We start from the raw sequence: 18,044 nt of genomic DNA, 5'->3' as shown, positions 1-18,044 counted from the left end.
TCTACCTCACTATTCCGTTAAACTTTGTAATTTTCTGATCAGGGCCGCGCCTATGAACGTCATGGCGAGAACCAAGGCACCGTAGGCCATGGCCAGGCCAATGTCAAATTCGAAGATGCTGTTGACCATGGCAATTGAAATGGGCCGGTTGGAAGCCGTGTATAAGAACGCAGAAATGGTGTATTCCCCCAGGCTCCTGATGAAGACGAGGAGGAGGCCTGCCCAGATGCCTGGGGCGATTAGTGGAAGGGTAATTTTCAGGAAGGTTGTCGAAGTGCCGGCGCCTAAGGTCTTCGAGGCTTCTGCGTATTCGTTCTTGAGGCGCTGGTAGGAGAGGGAGATGGACCGGACAGCCATCGGCAAAAGGCTGACGAAATAAGCGAGCGGCAGCAGGACCCAGGTGCCAAGGAGGGTCTGGCTAAAGCCGTTGATCATGTTGATGGCAATGGCGCTCGCCGGCATGGCAAAGGGAAGCATAACCATGAACTCGATCAGGGGGCGGGTCCGGGAGGTCGTCTTCGTGAGGACATAGGCCGCAGGTACAGAGACCGCCGCTGCCGACAGGGACGCGACCAGCGCCATCTTGACACTGTTGGCAAAGGGCGCCAGGCTTCTCGGCTTAGTAAAAATATTGATATAATTATCCAAGCTGAATTCTTTCGGGTAAATCTCAATCATCCAGGTACCGGGCTTGACAAAGGACAGCACGACTATGGTCAAAATGGGAAGGAAAATCATGAAGACTAAGGTGGCTGCGATTCCAATCATAAGGGCCCTCAGCAGCTTATTTTCGACTTTAACGGGCTGAAGTACGGATTCACGGACTGAGGAGACGAAAGAGGCTTTTCTTTCATAGCGTCGCGCAAGTCCAAGGTAGCTCATGGCAAATACTGAGAGAATGACGACTTGAGCAGCGGCCAGATCGAGATACATATTGGCTTTTGACAGGAGGATCTGGGTGGTGAGAACCTTGAAGCCCCCGCCTATGATGTTTGGAGCAGAAAATGATCCAATGCCTGTCATAAAGGTCAATATACTCGAGCTGATCAGAGCCGGCTTAATGAAAGGATAAATAATGGTCCCAAAGACTTTCCAGGGAGATGCTCCCAGGTTCATGCTGGCTTCAATGACGGAGCGGTCCAGCTGCTTGATGGCGACGGTGACATTCATATAGAAGTAGATGTACTGTGTATAGGCGTGGACTAACAGGATCCCGCTGAGACCGCCAAAGCTATAGGGTGGCCCGTCGAGCCTGAAGAGGCTTTCCAGTGTTTTGGTGATCAGGCCGCTTTCGCCGTAGAGCTGCATGAAGGAAAACACAATAATAAGACCCGGCACTACGAGGGGCAGCATTAAGGCCTTGTCCAATAAGCGATTGAAAGGCACGTCAAAAAAATGGACAAAAAATGCTAAAAAAGTCCCAATCATGCCGCAGATCAAGACCGTGAGGATGCCCAGTATCAAGGTATTTTTTATGGCGGTAAGCGATCCCGGCGTTTCAAACAAATACGCATAGTTGGCAAAAGAGACGCCATGGTCAGTCTGAAAACTGACCATGAGCGTCCTGAGCGCGGGATATAGTATGAAAACGCCTAAAATCAGGATTAAGCTGATTTTAAGTCCATGCTTCATAAGGATCTCCTTATTTTTTTACGTCTTTGTCGGAGCTCTTAATTTCCGTGTCCCACTTTTGCATCCACTCGGATTGCTTCGCAGAAAGATCGACCCAATCTACATCCATAACCTTGAACGTAACTTCGCTCATCCAGGCAGGCGCGCCTTCAAGAGCTTCAGGCTGAGTAGGCATGCGGTTGAACGCATTCGCCAGGAGGCTTTGGACTTTTGCGCTGCCGGCAAACTCGACAAACGCTTTGGCCGCTTCAGGGTGTGGCGCGTTCTTTATGACCGCAATACCGTCTGTAATGACCGGGGAGCCGCTTTCCAGGTCCACGATTTCGATTGGAAGATTGTTGTTGATTTTGTTGTCCATGATGTCATTGAGGACAGAGAAGCTGATAGAAGCTTCTTTTCTGCCAATAGCCTGCATCATCAGGGAGCCGCTGTCAAAATACTGTTTTGTGTTTTGGTCCATGGCTGTCATGAATGCCCAGCCTTCGTCCAAAGTCGCGTTTTGCTCAAACTGCTGAAGCAGCGCTGAGTACATGACTCTGGCAGAAGAGGAGAGCGCGTTTCTGAATACCAGCTGTCCTGCGTATTTTGGATCCGCCAGGTCGGCCCAGTCCCCAGGCAGATCTTCTGGGTTTACGAGCTCCGTATTGTAGAAGAGGATGACGGGCGTTTGGATAGTGCCGTACCAATAGTGCTCTGCATCTTTAAAGAGTGGATCTATAGAAGCGTCCCAGGTTGCCTGATATGGCTCGAAGGCATCCTGTGCTTTCAGATCCATAAACAGGTTGGAGGCGCCGCCGAACATAACGTCCGCTTGGGGATTGCTTTTCTCAGCAGCGACGCGCTCTGCCAGTTCACCCTTAAGGTTTATGTAGTCGACGGCAACACCAGTTTCTTTCGTAAATTCAGTGGCGACAAGTTCCAAAAGGTCTTCGCTGTGGGTAGAGTAAATGACGACCTTATCCTCCAGCTGCGGCGCTTCAGGCTGCTCCGCTGGGGCTGGTGCGGGTGCTTCGGCTTGAGGCTCTTCTTTGGTGCAGGCGGCGAAGGAAAACATCAGCATTAAAATTAGCAGTAAACTTGTGTACTTCTTTAGTCTCATAACATGTCATCTCCTTGTATTAGCGGTGATTTAGGCTCAATAATGAATGGATACAATGATGATCGATGATCAAAATGAAAACAAATCGAGCTCATTGTAATAATAGCATCTAATCCGACATATGCCATATTTATTAATTAATATTATAGCCGGTGCGAAACGATAGAAAATATTGATAGGTTATCAATTTAGTCATAATGCTGTTGAATGTTTTTAAGTTAAATGTGATCAAATAAAATTTTATAATAGCGATTGTAATTCAATTCAATTTCTCGATTGGATTAGTTGAATAAAAACAATTATAGTGAGGCCATAAATCAAAATACTAAAGATCCTGGAGGTATCACTATGAAAATCACGTCGCGTATGATGCTGATCGGTGCTTTTGGCATCGCGCTCAACCTCGTCCTTGGCACTACGGTCTCAATGTTAAAAATCCCGCTTTTGTTTTTGGATACCATCGGCACCATCTTTGTGGCTGCTCTTTTTGGTCCACTCATGGGCGCCATTACCGGCGGGTTGACCAATGTCATTCAAGGCATAATTACGAATCCTGCTGACATCCCGTTTGCCCTTGTCAATATTGTCGTGGGGATCGTCACAGGTCTGATCGCAAAAAAGTTTGGTTTCAGTTATAAGACTGCGCTCATCACAGGATTGATCCTGTCTGTCGCAGCACCGCTTATTGGAACACCTATTGCCGTGTGGCTCTATGGTGGACTTACCGGAGGTGGAACGGACTTTCTGGTCGCCTGGATGCTGGCTGCTGGGCATAAGATTTTTACAGCGGCCTTTATTCCAAGAATCACAGGGAATTTTGTGGACAAAATTGCGAGCGCCCTGCTTGTGGCATTTTTGCTGACACGACTGCCAGCGTCCACATTAGGTGTTAAATCTAATCAAAATGCGTAACAAGAAGCTGATTATACTCGCGCATTGCCTGCTCAACCAAAACTCGACCTTATTGGGATGGGAGCGTGCGCCAGGTCCCTTCCCTGAGCTTCTGAGCCTCCTCTCAGAGCATCAGGTCTCAATTCTGCAGTTGCCCTGTCCTGAGCTGGCATATCTGGGACTTGAGCGGCCGCCAATGACTTTTGAGGAATACAATACCTTTGAGTACAAAGTGCATTGTATTCACATGCTGAAGCCTTTTTCGATGCAGCTGAGGCATTACCTGAACCATGACTATGAGATCCTGGGGATCCTCGGGATTGAGGAGAGCCCTTCCTGTGACATTAACAATAGTCGTGGTGTTTTTATGAAAGCACTGCGCGTTACCATGAACGCTTTAAAATCAGGGAGCTTCGAGGCCGCTGATAAGCTGGACTTGCCTGAGGTGCTGGATGGAGAGAATTATGAACGCTATCTCAGCAGCCTCAGAAATCTGATCGCCGAGTTCGAGGTAAAATAGCTGGGTAATTTCAATGAGCCATATTAAAAATATTGAATGATAATGATTATCCATCAGCATCCTGAATTTTACATAATCCAGAAGCTGAAGTATTATCTTTATGCAATGATTTTATAAAAATAAACCCTGACAATCGCTTTCATGGCTCAGAAAAATGAAGTCAAATGAAACCAGTGGGGAGAATCAAGATTGATCAGGAAAGAGAAAATGGGAGTGAAAACGATGAAAAAATTTCTATCTGTTTTGTTGATCATGATGATGATCATCTCGGCTGTTGGCTGTTCAACACCCGCAGAAACGCCAGCTGCAGAGCCGGCACCGGCGGAGACGCCAACTGAAGCGCCTGCGGAAGACCTTGGCTGGAGCTCGGAGTATTTTGATGCTGAGGCCATGAAAGGCGTCACTTTGAATATGTATGCTGTTACAGACAATGTCCGCGGCATCCTTGACGTCTTTTCGGAGGATACAGGCATTGTGGTTGAAAATCTCACACTTAAAAACGGTGAAATTCTCCAGCGGCTTGCCAGTGAAAAAGAAGCGGGCGTCGCAATTGCTGATCTCTGGTTTACCGGCGGCGCGGATACTTTCATAGATGGCGCGCAAAAAGGCCTTCTCACCGCCTATGTATCACCAGAAGCAGAAGTTTTGGATGCAAAGATGAAGGATGCCGATGGTTACTGGCACGGCACTTCTCTCACCCTTGTCAACTGGGTCGTCAACACCAAGCTCATTGAAGAAAAAGGCCTTAAAATGCCTGAAGTTTGGGATGACCTCCTCGATCCAGGCCTGACCGGCCAAGTGTCTATGCCCGATCCGGCATCTTCCGGTACCGCGTTCAATGTCGTCAGCTCAGTGTTGGAGATCAGAGGCGAGACGGAGGGCTGGGCATACCTCGATAAATTGATTCCTCAAGTACCGTTCTTTACACCGCGCGGCAGTGACCCAGCCAATATGGTTGTCAATGGCGAAGCCATTGTTGGAATCAACGCAAGCAACGGCGACAGGGACCTTGAAGTCAACAATCCGCATATCAAACTGGTCTATCCTTCTGACGGTACAGGTTGGTGGCCACAGCCAGTCGCGATTATCGAAGGCACCAAAAACCTTGACGCTTCAAAAGTCTTTATCGACTGGATTCTATCAAAACGCGGCATGGCAGTCATGGCAGAAGTTCGAAATGCCGCAGTGGCACGTCTTGACGTTGAGCGTCCGGAAGGCATTGTCGATATTAATACCATCAAGCTTTTTGATACAGATTTCCAAGCCAACGCAGAGAAACGTGATGCGATCCTGGAAGAATGGCAAAAGCGCGTGAAATAGAAACAAACGTGGTTATAGCAACTTAGTTTTTACAACCTGAATTAATTTGAAGCATGGTATTGGTGTGAGTAATCCCCCAACAAATCACTCATCTGTGCGCTAATTATTCGAAACGGGCAGGTCGGGCAATACTTCCGACCTGCTGTTTCGATATACAGAAAAAATGGAGGTGAAGCATGCGACAATCCTGGTTATCCAAGCTGTCACAGGGTTTCCTGATTCTTTGCCTGGTTTACTTTATTCTTCTGCCTATTGCGGGTGTCCTGATTTATGGCTTTTTTGATGATCAGAAGGCACTTACGCTTCAGGACCTCGCCAAGGTCATGGGGTTTCTGAAAAACAGCATGATAGTCTCTGTGCCGGCAACGGTACTTTCTGTCGTTTTTGGCATTGCTCTTTCATTGACAGCTTACAGACTACCTACCAGATCTGCCCGCTATTTCAGACTTATTGGATTGATTCCGCTGATTGATCCACCTTTTGTGGGCAGTATTGCTTTTATCATGTTGTTTGGCCGAAACGGCCTGATCACCAGATACTTGTTGGGGCTTGACTCCAGTCCCTATGGGTGGCATGGCATCGTGCTTTTGCAGGTGCTTAGTCTTTCTTCAATAGCGTATCTTTTGATTTCAAGCGCCATTAGAAAAATTGACCTGAGTCTTGAGGATGCCGCTCGAAACTTGGGCTTATCGGAACTCGGCATCTTTTTTAAGGTGACCCTGCCTATGATGATCCCTGAAATCGCCAACACAGCGCTTCTTATTTTCCTCATGTCCCTGGCGGATTTTACGACACCGTTAATTATTGGCGGGGCTTTTCAAACCCTCGCTTCCAGCATATATATACAGATTACAGGTGTTTACAACATGAAGATAGCTTCTTTGACAGGTGCCGCGCTTTTGTTGCCCTGTGTGGCAGCCTTTTTGGTTCACCGTTACAGACTGAGCCGTGCAGGCTATGCCAGCGATTACAATGATAGTGGACAAATCCACTTCCGGGTGGTACACCCTGCTGTTCGCGTGGGTCTGATCGCTTTATCAAGTGCGATTTCAGTGATGATTTTAACAAAAAATGTATTTATCCTGATAGGCGCATTCACCCGTCACTGGGGACATGATTACGCCTTTTCTCTTGATCATTTCAAAGTCGTTCTGGCCAAGGACTTTTCACCCTTTATCAATACGATTCGCCTGGCGGTCACGGTAGCTGTAATCGCATCGCTGCTTGGCATTCTCATTGCTTATTTGGTCAGGACACAAAAAACCGTTTTGCCAAAGGTCGTGGACTTTTTAGCGTTGTTTCCAGCGGCCATTCCGGGCATTTTGTTTGGCATTGGATATCTGGTGGTCTTCCGCTATCCACTGTTTGGTGTTGGACGGTTCATCTTTGAAGACGCCCCCAGGGTCATTCTCTTAGGGACAAAATTGATCATCTATATCATCTGTATTGCCCGTTTCATCAATGTGGGGACCAGAGCGGGTTACGCAACCCTGGAGCATCTGGATCCTGATCTTGAAAATGCGGCATTTACCTTGGGGGCTTCCTGGTATTTCACCTTTACTCTTGTGATGATGCCAGCACTCAAGGACGCGTTTTTTTCTGCTTTTTTCAAGAATTTATCTACGACAATGACAACGTTGGGTGCAATAATCTTACTGATCTTGCCTTCAAATAAAGTCGCCATCCAACTGCTGTTTCAAACTCTGGTGAGCAGCTCCATTGGAGGCGCTGCGGCCATGGCCTTGTTGATTTCGCTGACTAATGTTACTTTGTTGGTGCTGTTCCATGTGCTGTTTTACAGCAAGCAGTATTATGAGCATATTGAGGGGTGGTTCCATGAACGTCGTTCTGCATAATATGACGAAACGCTATGGTGAGCTTCCTGCTGTCAACGCATGCAGTTTGGAGATCAAGGATGGCGAACTGATCACGCTCCTCGGACCCAGTGGCTGTGGGAAAACCACCCTGCTGCGGATGGTAGCTGGTTTGTTGATGCCAGATGGCGGCCAATTATTTTTTGGAGATAAAGAAATGACTCGGGCTTCTGCTCAGGAACGAAAAGCTGCCATGGTCTTTCAGCACTATGCGCTTTTTCCCAATCTAAACGTAAGAGAAAATGTCGCCTTTGGCCTAAAAGCTGCAGGCAAATCAAAAGATGAAATTCACCATAAAGTGGATCGTGCCCTTGAACGCGTAGATTTGGCTGCGTTAGGCAATCGGCGCATGGATGAGCTCAGCGGTGGCCAAAAGCAGCGGGTGGCACTGGCCAGAGCCCTTGCGGTTGAACCAGACGTTCTGCTTCTGGATGAACCCCTCAGCAATTTGGATGAAAAGTTAAGACAAGGCATGCGCAGAAACATACGGGCCCTTCAGCAGGAGCTCGGCATAACAACCCTCTACGTCACTCATGATCAACAGGAAGCCATGGCCATTTCGGACAGGATCGCAGTCATGAATCATGGTGTGATCCAGCAAATTGGGCTGCCACATGAAATCTATAACACCCCGAGAAGCGCGTTTGTAGCTGACTTTGTTGGGCATGCCAATATCATTAAAGGCAAGGTGCTCAGCTGCGAATCCGGCAGCTGCAAGGTTCTGCTTCAAGGACGTGAACGTTTCCTTAAAAGTGAAAAACGTTTTTCCGATGGTGACATCATCGAACTGATGATCCGACCTGAAGCAATTCGTTTTTCTGAGAACGGAATTCCAGCGACGATCCAGTGGATGGAGCATTTAGGCTCCGTTATCAGATACACCATGGAATGTCAAGGCTCAGAGCTTCTTGTAGATCGTGTCAACACTTTGTCAACAAGGCATGACCGGATAGGCGACTCTGTCAAAGTAGATTTTGACAATGATGCGCTGGTAATTTTGGAATAAAACAATGAAGTCGGTGCCAACAGGCTAATTAGCCTTGGGCACCGACTTCTTTGCAGTGTTATAATGCTTTGTTTTTACCCCCGCCGCCTAAACGCCGTATACCGCTTGTGATCCGTATAAACCACCTCAAGTCCCGTCAGCGCCGCGACCGTTTCCATAGTCTTGAAAGAAAAAAACGAAATGTGCGTTTGATCTCTGAGATAATGGGCTTTCAGCGCCGCCTCGTCACCTTCCGGATGAAACTGTGTCATGACCGCCAGCAGCCCGTCTTCCTGCAACAGCTCCCGGGCGAGCCTGAAAAACGCCAGGGGATCCCTGAGATGCTCCGCCACCTCCGTGCAGGTGATCAGGTCGTAGCGCCGCCCCGCGAATACCTTCTCCGGCGCGTAAAACAGGTCGTAAATGTCCATGCGGTACCCGTAGTCCCGCTCAAGGATCTCTGCCAGCACCGGCTCCGGCCCGCTCCCAAAATCAAGCCCGTTTTTGCCGATGGTCACATGTCCCACCACCGCGGCCTCAACAAACCGCTTAAAATATGCCACATAGCGCGGATCATCAATGGAATTCACATGAAGGTCATACTCCCGGCGCTCTTCCTCCGCCGAAACGACATGTTCCTCGGCCTTAAAAATAAAATCACAATGGTCGCAGCGGTAATAACAATGTCCTGTCGCGGGTTGGATCAATGCTCGGGTCATAGCGCCACAGATGGTACAGTTCATGAAGGTCAGCCCCCTTTTCCTTTCCAAAAAAAATAAAAAAATCCTTTACCCCCTCCGGGTAGGGGTGTATAATAAGTCCAGCGAAAGATTAAACTAAATGGAGTGATCTAATGTCATTTTTAAATGTTGAATTCCCAGGCGGGCTCAGAGTAGATGCCCGACTTAAAAACCACGTCATTAAAACAGACCAGCCTGTCGGGGCAGGCGGAGAAGGCAGCGCGCCGTCGCCGTTTGAGCTGTTCCTGGGTTCCCTGGCAACCTGTGCCGGCATCTACGCCCTCAGCTTCTGCAAGAACAAAGGCCTTTCTACAGAGGGCATGGACCTGACCATGGACCTTGAGATGAACCGCACGACGGGCATGATTGGCAAGGTCAGCATGAACCTGGTGCTGCCGGAGGGCTTCCCGGAGAAATAACGCGAAGCAATCCTTCGCTCCATGGACCTGTGCGCCGTCAAGATGCACATGCACCAGCCGCCGCACTTTGACATCACGACGTCTTACAAGGACGAGGCGTAGACGAAACGACTGAAAAACTGTACAACTAAATTTGGGTGTCATAAGGGTGACCATCGGCAAATCTCTTTGAGCGTTTGAAAGGCTTAAAGGGCTTTGGCCGATGGTTATTTTTCTGGCATCATTTTCTATTACGCAATATTGAAATAAGTGCACAAAACAAACATATATTTCGTTTCAACAAAATAAATGCTTGTTTTGTGCAAATATTTTGTTAGAATAAGGTTACACGGAGGTGGGCCATGATTATCAGAGAGCATTATTTGAAAAAACTAAGACCTTTTTATGACTCTGACCTTATAAAAGTTCTGATTGGCATAAGACGTTCAGGAAAGTCAGTTTTGATGAATCAAATCATGGACGAACTAAAAAATAAAGGGGTAGATCTCAGCAAGATCATCTATATTAATTTTGAAGACCTTGAGTATTCATTTATCGAAAATGAGATGGATCTACATAATTTTGTCAAAGAAAAAATAAACAGTGATGAGAAATACTACTTGTTTTTTGATGAAATTCAAAATGTGGATAAATTTGAAAAAGCTATTAATTCATTTAGAGCTACATTGAACTGCAGCATCTTTATTACAGGCTCCAATGGAAAATTGTTATCCGGAGAATTGGCGACATACTTATCAGGTCGATATGTCAGCTTTAAAGTTTTACCATTTTCGTTCAGTGAAATGTGTGAAGTCCGAGGGATCACCAAAGATTCGGTACGTGAAACTGATTTTTTGGATTATTTGAATTATGGCGGGATGCCTCAGCGATTCTTAATGAAGTCTGAAGAAGAGACAAAGGTTTATTTGAGAGACCTTTACAATTCCATTGTTTTAAAGGATATCATGCAACGAGGTAATATCAAGGATGTTGATATTTTAAACAGAATCATTGAATACATGGTCTTGAATACATCCCAAACTTTTTCGGCGACATCCATATCCAACTATTTTAAAAGTGTAAACAGAAGTATTTCAACAGATACAATATACCAATATCTTGATCATATCACGTCATCACTCATTTTAAATAAAGCTGTGAGATATGATATTCGAGGTAAAAGAATATTGACCAGATCCGACAAGTATTATCTGACAGACTTAGGATTTGCGAAAATTAACAACACCGGATATAAAACTGAAATTGGTGCACTTATTGAGAATGTGATATTTAATGAGTTGATATTTAGAGGCTATGAGGTCTATGTTGGAAAAACTCGTACTGGTGAAGTTGACTTCATAGCGATGAATGGTGATGAAAGGCACTATTATCAAATCGCTTATCTGCTTTCTGATGAGGATGTTGTCAAAAGAGAGTTTGGTGCTTATGACGGCGTAAAGGACAATTTTCCAAAATATGTGCTTTCAATGGACAGATTTGATTTTTCCAGGGAGGGCATCAAGCATTTAAATATTATTGATTTTTTGTTGATTAAATAACCGCGCACACCCGTGACTTCAGTCGTGGGTTAGCGGCAACTTATGTATAGTTATGAATTGGGATGTAAGCCTTAAAAACACTTTGTTATAGAATTGCCATATGTTATAATAGTATTGAGGTGGTCCCAAGTGTCAACAGTAAAAAAAGGTCGAGGTTATGTCTACTCCATTCAGTATCATATTGTTTGGTGCGTCAAGTATCGACGCAAAGTTTTGACCAGTGTTGTTGAAGAAAAACTTAGAGAAATTCTTTTTAAAATAGCGGATGAAAATGGATTTACAATCGAAGAATTTAACTGTGATCAAGATCACGTTCATTTGCTGATCGATTGTAAACCTCAGCATTATATCCCCAACTTCATTAAAGCGCTCAAAGGTGTCAGCGGCAGATTTATATTTAAAGAATGTCCGTGGCTTAAAGACAGCCTCTGTGGCGGTCACTTATGGAACCCAAGTTACTTTGTTGCGACGGTGTCTGAGAACACAGAAGCTCAGGTAAGAGACTACATACAATCACAAAAAGAAAAATAGGGCGGTGCTGAGGGTATGCGGATTGAAAAGGGCTATAAGTACCGAATACAACCCAATAAAACTCAGCAGGAACAATTTGAGACTATGTTCTCAGCAAAGCGCTTTGTCTGGAATCATTTTCTGAAACTAAACATGGAGCGGTATGAAAAAAAGGAACACCTCTTGACCTACAACAAGATGTCGAAGCTGCTCACCGAGCTTAAAGCAAATCATCCATGGCTCTATCAGTGTGAAAAATCTATTTTACAGAACACACTTAAAGACTTAGCGGGTGCTTATTCACGCTTTAATAAAGGACCAAAGAAATACTCAAAGAAAACTCTGGAAAAAGCGGCGCGCACAGGCAAAGCGCTTACCTTTTACGATCAGGAAGGACATCCGAAATTCAAATCCTGCAGGGATTTAGTCCAGTCCTGCAAAATGAGCTGGACTGGGAACAATATTGAGGTTAAAGAGAAGGAAATTCAGTATACCTCCTCCGGCAAGTATAGAAAGCAAAACTGCAAAATCAAACTACCCAAAGTAAAAGATGTCAAAATTGCCTATTCGAGACCTTATCAGGGTAGAATGGTCTCTGCATTTGTCACCAAAGAATCAGATGGAAAGTATTACATCAGTCTGTGCTGTATTGAAATAGAGCATGAACCAACTGCTGCGACGGGTGCAAACGTTGGGATCGACATGGGCTTGAAAGCGTTCTATTACACCTCCGACAAGGAAGTCGCGGAAAATCCAAAATATTACCGAAAATACGAAAAACGCATGATCAAAGAGCAGAGAAAGCTGAGCCGTCGTCAAAAGGGCGGAAAGAATCGAAACCGACAGCGTGTCAAAGTGAGCCGTTGGCATAAGCGGGTTAGAAATTGTCGAAAGGATTTCATTCACAGGCTGAGCACTTCGCTGATCCATCGGTACGATCAGCTCTTCATTGAAGATCTAAATGTGAAAGGTATGATGAGAAGCAGAAGACTGGCAAAGAGCATTGCTGACGCGGGCTTTTCAGATTTCGTCAGGCAACTGGAGTACAAGGGTAAATGGAATTATAAGCTGGTTCGCAAAGTAGACAGGTTTTATGCGTCCAGTCAAATTTGCTCTGAATGTGGTCATCAAAGTGAACAGACAAAGGATCTAAGCGTAAGGCAGTATCAGTGCGAGGAATGTGGATTAGAGATCGACAGGGATTTCAACGCGGCCATCAACATTTTAAGAGAAGGATTAAGAATCGTAAGTTAACGTCACAAGAACCGCAGGAACTGTGGGGATAGCTTGGTATATTTCGCATCGCTGGATGCGAGGACCCAAGAATCCCGTGACTTCAGTCATGGGTAGTTCAAGGATTTTCAACAAACCTAACCGTGTCTTTTCTCCTCCTGCCGCCTTAGAGTCCTGCGGGCAACAAACAGCACCACCACCGCGGCGATCCAGTTGTCTATGACGACGCCCATCCAAATCCCCCTGACGCCAAGCTCCAGGGTTGTCCCCAGGAAGTAAAACATGAAGGATGGCAGCGCGATCTGTCTTAGAAAGCCTACGCCCATGGCTACATAAGGGTGCTTTAGGGCCTGCATAATGGCGACGGAGATATTGGTCAGCATGTAGGCGTTGAAGACCAGGACGACTATGCGGATGGCGGTGACGCCTGCGGCGACAACGGCAGGATCATCATTGAAGGCTGTGATCAGGATCCGCGCCAGAAGGAAGATGACCACCATGCCGGAGGTCATGAGGATAAAGCCGTAGCGAAGGCACTGCCGGTAAACCTCACGCACCCGCTCCAGATGGCCTGCGCCAAAGTTTTGGCCGCCTATGGTCAGGGCGGCCATGTTGAGGCCAAGGGCTGGCAGAGTGGTCAGCTGCTCAATCCGGAGGGTGGCACCGTAGGCGGCGACGACCACATCCCCGCCATAGCGCATGGCATAGGTGTTCAGGATGAAAAAGCCAATCGAGGTGGTCATCATATTGAGGCTGGCCGGGAGTCCCTGGTGGAGGATTTCCAGCATGGTTTTAAAGGAAAGCTGTGCGCTTTTCAGCATTTCCAGGTTGAACGCCGGGCTCTTGATAACTTTCCGCGCCAGATAGACATTGCCGTAGAGCTGTACCAGGATGGTTGCCAGGGCGACCCCCGCGGTGCCCATGGCAGGAAAGCCCAACCACCCAAACATGAAAATGGGATCCAGGATGATATTGAGCACAAAGGCCACAAACAGGAAATTCCGGTTGGACCGGGTATCCCCCTGGGATGCCAGCATTGCGTTCAAAATGTGGTTGGAAATGAAAAAGACCGCGCCAAAAAAGATGACGTCTATGTAGCGAACGCCGTGGCCCAGTGACTCACCCTTGGCCCCCATGAGCTGAAACAGCTGCCCGCCGACACCAAGCCCAACGGCCATCAGGGATAGTCCCAGGATCCAGGCCAGCACCAGGGCGTTCAGCCCCAAGCGGTGGTAATCCTCCCGGGATTTGCGACCGAGGGCGTTTGAGATCAGCGCGGTCGACCCGGTACCCAGGCCCGAGCTGAAGGCGATTACCATGAAAAAGATGGGAAACGACATGGAGAGTCCGGCCAGGGCAGTGGTGCTTATTTTGCCGGCGTAGAAGGTGTCCACCACGTTGAACATGGTGTTGAAGAACCATCCTATGCTGGCGGGTATGGTCAGGCGCTTGATATGGGCCTTGATGTCGCCGGTGGTGAGATCAGCGTGGGTCATGGCGGGAGCCTCCCTTCGTCCGGATGTCTTTCTTTCAGTATAGCACGAACTTATCAGGGGTGAAATTTGAAGGGTGAGTTATGCCCAAAAAAGGATTAAGTGCGAGTGCTTTGCCGATTGTAACAATCACAAAAAGGGTATAAAATTAAAGTGAAATTGAGTATCAATGTCACTTCGTGCTGTGTGATCGGTCTCGTTCTTGATGGAGATCAGGAGGTATAGGGCTATGAGAAACCTTTTAAGTGAAATTTTTGTGCTGCGTCAGTCTGGGAAGCATGGTAAGAAGGATGGGGGTGCTGGTGGCGGGGACCATCGGCAAAAAAGAGGCTTTGGGGCTTTGGCAGTGGTGGCCCTGGCGGCCGCGTTCGCTTTAGGAGGCTGCGAGGCAGGGGAGGTTAAGACTGCGGGTGCGGCTGAGCTGCCTACCGCGAAGCCTGCGCTGGACCTTGCGGCGCTGGAGGCGTACGATTCCGCGGTGTTCGCGGGGGGCTGCTTCTGGTGTACCGAGTCGGACTTCCAGAAGCTCCGGGGGGTCGTGGAGGTCGTGTCCGGGTATTCTGGCGGCGCCGAGGGGGATGCGACGTACGAGGCAGTGTCCAGCAAGGAGACGGCCCATTACGAGGCGGTCAAGGTGTTTTATGACGCGTCGCGGGTGGACTACGAGCAACTGGTGCGGTATTTTCTGACGCATATTGACCCAACGGATGACGGTGGGCAGTTTTACGACCGGGGGCCGCAGTACCGGACGGCGATTTTTGTCGCGAACGCTGAGGAGCGGGCGGTGGCGGAGGATCTGGTCGCGCGGCTGGACGCCACGGGGGTTTTCGATGAGCCTGTGGTGACCGAGGTTCGGGACTTGACAGGGTTTTACCTGGCTGAGGACTATCATCAGGACTTTTGTGATGTGAGCAAGGCGAATTATGAGGCTTACCGGACGGCGACGGGCCGGGACGAGTGGCTGGCGGAGGTCTGGGGGGACCGGGTTGTAGATGGGTTCTATCACTTTGAGAGCCGGGTGGCGGCGCTGGATCCGCTGGTTTGTGCGGTGACCCAGGAAGACAGCACGGAGCGGGCGTTTGACAATCCATATTATGATCTTAAGGATGACGGGATTTACGTGGACGCGGTGTCCGGAGAGCCGCTGTTCAGCTCGCTGGACAAGTTTGACTCCGGGACGGGCTGGCCGAGCTTTACAAGGCCTATTGAAACCGGAGCGGTCAGGGAGTTTGCGGATTTGACCCTGGGCATGGCCCGGGTTGAGGTTAGAAGCCGGCTGGGGGATTCGCATCTCGGCCACGTGTTTGAGGATGGGCCGGACCCGACGGGACTCCGGTACTGCATCAACTCCGCGTCACTGAGGTTTGTGCCTGTGGAAGAGATGGAAGCGGAGGGCTATGGCAATCTTCTGACGCTTTTCGAATAGCGCGGAACGTGCTACTATGAGGGTGAGGCGGTTTGCTGGAGGGTTTCGCGTTTTGTTGAATGGTAGGCAGCCTGTGGGCTGCCTTTTTTTGGTGTGGGACAGGGACTTCTGGTGTGGGACAGGGACTTCTGGTGCGGGACAGGGGCTTATGGTGCGGGACAGGGACTTATTATAAAGTGCCGGGGTTTGCCGCAATTTCGTGGCTTTGGCGCTTATAAATGAGGTGATGGTTTTGGAGAGGGATGACAAGTTGGCGGATGTTTCGGGGCTGGTTGCAGGGCCGGGGGCCGTGAGCCGTGCACAGCGATTGTTGAATTGGTATTTTGCGAATGCCCGGGACCTGCCATGGCGGGAAAGTCATGATCCCTATAGAATATGGTTGTCTGAGGTGATGCTGCAGCAGACTCAGGTGGTGACAGTGATTGCCTATTTCCTGCGCTTTGTGGCGCGGTTTCCTACGGTTCAGGCACTCGCGGCGGCGGATGAGGAAGAGGTTCTCAAGCTTTGGGAGGGTCTGGGCTATTATTCCCGGGCGCGCAGGCTGATTCCCTGTGCCCGTGCGGTGGTGGAGCGCCATGGCGGGATCTTTCCTGAGTCTCTTGATGCGCTGCTGAAGCTGCCGGGGGTAGGGCCCTACACGGCTGGGGCGGTGCTGAGCATTGCTTACAACCAGCGAGTGCCAGCCATTGATGGCAATGTTCTGAGGGTGGCTTCCCGGTGGTATGCCCTGGAAACGGACATACGGTTGCCGGCGGCACATAAGGCCATTGAGGAACGTTTGATGGCGGAGATGCCGGAGGACGCCCGGCACTTCAATCAGGCACTGATGGAGCTTGGGGCCTGCGTCTGCACGCCAAAGAACCCCGCCTGCGGGGTGTGTCCGGTGGCGGGGGACTGTGAGGCTTTAAGGCTGGGGCTGGTTGGCGTCTTGCCGTATAAGTCAAAGGCGAAGGCCAAGGTGGAATCGGAGCAGGCCGTGGCTTACATCACCTGCGGGGATTTAGTAATGATTGAGAAGCGGCCGCCGGAGGCACTGCTTGGGAGCCTTTGGGGGTTTCCGGTGGTGGAGGCTTCAGTGGGGGATTCGCATGCTGTGGGTGCTGCGGACGCGTCTGTGACTGCGGATGGCGCGGCTGCTGTGTCAGCCTTGACAGTGCTGCTGGAGTCGGACTATGGTCTGGCGCTTGTGCGGGGCACAGGAGCGGAGGCAGATGCAGATTATGCGATTTTGGGGACAGCAACCCACGTGTTTACCCACAAGGTATGGCGGATGAAGCTGGTGGCCCTTGAAGCGGAAAAGCCCGTGGCGACTGAGCTGCCGGAGACCCGGTGGGTGCGGCCGTCCGAGCTCAAGGATTATGCGCTGCCCACAGCTTTCAAGAAGCTGTTAAAGGCCGCGGGTTTGGGGGACTAAGTGCGTTTGGTTGGGGACAGGGACATACCACTTGAGTGGTATGTCCCTGTCCCCAACCAAACAACTTACAATTCACCAAGTGGAGGGGTGTCTAATGGAAAAACTGAACAGCCGGGGTCAGACCCTGAGGGAGTTTTTGCTGGAATATCACGCTAAGCCACACGCTTATCCAAAGCCCGCGCTGACGGCGGATCTGGCGGTTTTCAGACGCGTCAGCAACGATAGCGCGTCTGAGACGTCACCTCGCTGGCAAGTTCTGGCCGTGAAGCGGGGCAACCACCCCTGCATAGACCAGTGGGCCCTGCCCGGCGGCTTTTTCGATGTCAAAACCGACGAGACTCTGGAGGCCTGCGCAGTACGGGAGCTCTGGGAGGAGACGGGCCTCGCGGCCGGGACGGTGTTCCCTCTTGGCGTCTACAGCCGGATGGGCCGGGATCCCCGGGACCGGATTGTGTCGCAGCTTTTCGCGGCGGTGATGCCGGAGGACTTTGACGCAGTGCCGGTTGGCGGTGATGACGCCGCTGATGCCATTTGGATGGACCTGGAGGTGCTGTGGCTCGAGATGTCTGAAAAGGCGCTGGAGAAGGTGTCAGACACGAACACCACAGCGGGGGATAAAACGAAGTCGGTGACAAAGAGATATTGCAAGATCGTCCTGCGAAACGGGGATGACGTGGCTGAGCAGTCACTGGAGGTTACAGAGCGCTGGGTGGATCTCAGCGTCAGGAAGGGCAAAAAGGTCGAAGCTGTGCCTATAAGCAAAGGAAGCCTTGCCTTTGACCATGCTGAAATGCTCTTGGAGGCTTACAGGTGGCTGATGGGACAGTAGTGGCCGAATAGAAAACTGCAGCCATGGTGGTGCCAAAATGAAAACGCCGACTTTGGAGGTTATAAACTCTAAAGTCAGCGTTTCTTCGTTTTTGTTGTTTACAAGCAAGAGATTAACCCTG

Annotated in this window: 16 protein-coding genes; 12 read left to right on the top strand and 4 right to left on the bottom strand. The window is 49.3% G+C overall.

Going from position 1 to position 18,044, the window contains the following annotated elements; genetic code table 11:
• Nucleotides 1-9: 9 nt before the first annotated feature.
• Entirely contained in the window at nucleotides 10-1,632 is a 1,623-nt protein-coding gene (locus tag BLP63_RS01215) for an ABC transporter permease (RefSeq protein ID WP_092589062.1), read from the bottom strand.
• A gap of 10 nt (nucleotides 1,633-1,642) precedes the next feature.
• On the bottom strand, nucleotides 1,643-2,731 hold the full coding sequence (locus BLP63_RS01210) for an extracellular solute-binding protein (protein WP_092589061.1): 1,089 nt from the start codon (nucleotides 2,729-2,731) through the stop codon (nucleotides 1,643-1,645).
• A gap of 348 nt (nucleotides 2,732-3,079) precedes the next feature.
• On the opposite strand from BLP63_RS01210, the gene BLP63_RS01205 reads away from it, so the two are divergent.
• The 5 genes from BLP63_RS01205 (at nucleotide 3,080) to BLP63_RS01185 (ending at nucleotide 8,342) form a co-directional block, all read left to right on the top strand.
• The gene (locus tag BLP63_RS01205) at nucleotides 3,080-3,643 is read left to right on the top strand and encodes a CD3073 family putative ECF transporter S component (protein WP_092589060.1); all 564 of its coding nucleotides are present in this window, start codon (nucleotides 3,080-3,082) and stop codon (nucleotides 3,641-3,643) included.
• A complete protein-coding gene (locus BLP63_RS01200; RefSeq protein ID WP_092589059.1) occupies nucleotides 3,636-4,142 on the top strand; it encodes a CD3072 family TudS-related putative desulfidase in 507 nt (168 codons plus the stop codon). The genes BLP63_RS01205 and BLP63_RS01200 overlap by 8 nt, the downstream gene beginning before the upstream one ends.
• Before the next feature lie 222 nt (nucleotides 4,143-4,364).
• Nucleotides 4,365-5,462 carry an ABC transporter substrate-binding protein gene (locus tag BLP63_RS01195; protein WP_170829217.1) on the top strand — a complete coding sequence of 366 codons (1,098 nt, stop codon included), beginning with the start codon at nucleotides 4,365-4,367 and terminating at the stop codon, nucleotides 5,460-5,462.
• A 176-nt stretch (nucleotides 5,463-5,638) separates the two neighbouring features.
• Nucleotides 5,639-7,318, top strand: coding sequence for an ABC transporter permease (locus tag BLP63_RS01190; protein WP_092589057.1), 1,680 nt, complete (start codon nucleotides 5,639-5,641; stop codon nucleotides 7,316-7,318).
• Nucleotides 7,299-8,342 carry an ABC transporter ATP-binding protein gene (locus BLP63_RS01185; protein WP_170829216.1) on the top strand — a complete coding sequence of 348 codons (1,044 nt, stop codon included), beginning with the start codon at nucleotides 7,299-7,301 and terminating at the stop codon, nucleotides 8,340-8,342. Before BLP63_RS01190 ends, BLP63_RS01185 begins: the two co-directional genes overlap by 20 nt.
• Nucleotides 8,343-8,416: 74 nt before the next feature.
• Here BLP63_RS01185 and BLP63_RS01180 read toward each other — a convergent pair whose 3' ends face one another.
• Entirely contained in the window at nucleotides 8,417-9,064 is a 648-nt protein-coding gene (locus BLP63_RS01180; RefSeq protein ID WP_092589055.1) for a class I SAM-dependent methyltransferase, read from the bottom strand.
• A gap of 110 nt (nucleotides 9,065-9,174) precedes the next feature.
• Here BLP63_RS01180 and BLP63_RS01175 point away from each other — a divergent pair, with 110 nt between their 5' ends.
• From BLP63_RS01175 to BLP63_RS01160, 4 genes are all read left to right on the top strand, one after another.
• Nucleotides 9,175-9,480 (top strand): OsmC family protein, encoded by a 306-nt coding sequence (locus BLP63_RS01175; protein ID WP_092589054.1) that lies wholly within the window; start codon nucleotides 9,175-9,177, stop codon nucleotides 9,478-9,480.
• Nucleotides 9,481-9,821: 341 nt separating this feature from the next.
• On the top strand, nucleotides 9,822-11,018 hold the full coding sequence (locus tag BLP63_RS01170) for an ATP-binding protein (RefSeq protein ID WP_092589053.1): 1,197 nt from the start codon (nucleotides 9,822-9,824) through the stop codon (nucleotides 11,016-11,018).
• Between the two features lie 129 nt (nucleotides 11,019-11,147).
• A complete protein-coding gene (gene tnpA / locus BLP63_RS01165) occupies nucleotides 11,148-11,549 on the top strand; it encodes an IS200/IS605 family transposase (protein WP_092589052.1) in 402 nt (133 codons plus the stop codon).
• A gap of 15 nt (nucleotides 11,550-11,564) precedes the next feature.
• Nucleotides 11,565-12,782 carry an RNA-guided endonuclease TnpB family protein gene (locus BLP63_RS01160; RefSeq protein WP_092589051.1) on the top strand — a complete coding sequence of 406 codons (1,218 nt, stop codon included), beginning with the start codon at nucleotides 11,565-11,567 and terminating at the stop codon, nucleotides 12,780-12,782.
• A 116-nt stretch (nucleotides 12,783-12,898) separates the two neighbouring features.
• Here the strand turns inward: BLP63_RS01160 and BLP63_RS01155 are convergent, their stop codons facing one another.
• Nucleotides 12,899-14,257 carry an MATE family efflux transporter gene (locus BLP63_RS01155; protein WP_092589050.1) on the bottom strand — a complete coding sequence of 453 codons (1,359 nt, stop codon included), beginning with the start codon at nucleotides 14,255-14,257 and terminating at the stop codon, nucleotides 12,899-12,901.
• A 226-nt stretch (nucleotides 14,258-14,483) separates the two neighbouring features.
• Between BLP63_RS01155 and msrB the strand changes: the two genes are divergently transcribed.
• From msrB to BLP63_RS01140, 3 genes are all read left to right on the top strand, one after another.
• Complete coding sequence (msrB, locus tag BLP63_RS01150) at nucleotides 14,484-15,680, top strand: peptide-methionine (R)-S-oxide reductase MsrB (protein ID WP_092589049.1); 1,197 nt, start codon at nucleotides 14,484-14,486, stop codon at nucleotides 15,678-15,680.
• 232 nt (nucleotides 15,681-15,912) lie between these two features.
• Complete coding sequence (gene mutY, locus BLP63_RS01145; protein WP_207646388.1) at nucleotides 15,913-17,094, top strand: A/G-specific adenine glycosylase; 1,182 nt, start codon at nucleotides 15,913-15,915, stop codon at nucleotides 17,092-17,094.
• Nucleotides 17,095-17,188: 94 nt separating this feature from the next.
• A complete protein-coding gene (locus tag BLP63_RS01140) occupies nucleotides 17,189-17,923 on the top strand; it encodes an NUDIX domain-containing protein (RefSeq protein WP_170829215.1) in 735 nt (244 codons plus the stop codon).
• Nucleotides 17,924-18,044: the final 121 nt, after the last annotated feature.

It is taken from the genome of Acidaminobacter hydrogenoformans DSM 2784, from assembly GCF_900103005.1.
Lineage (GTDB): Bacteria > Bacillota > Clostridia > Peptostreptococcales > Acidaminobacteraceae > Acidaminobacter > Acidaminobacter hydrogenoformans.
Note: the sequence above shows the minus strand (reverse complement) of the source record. Positions and strands in the feature narration are given on the sequence as shown.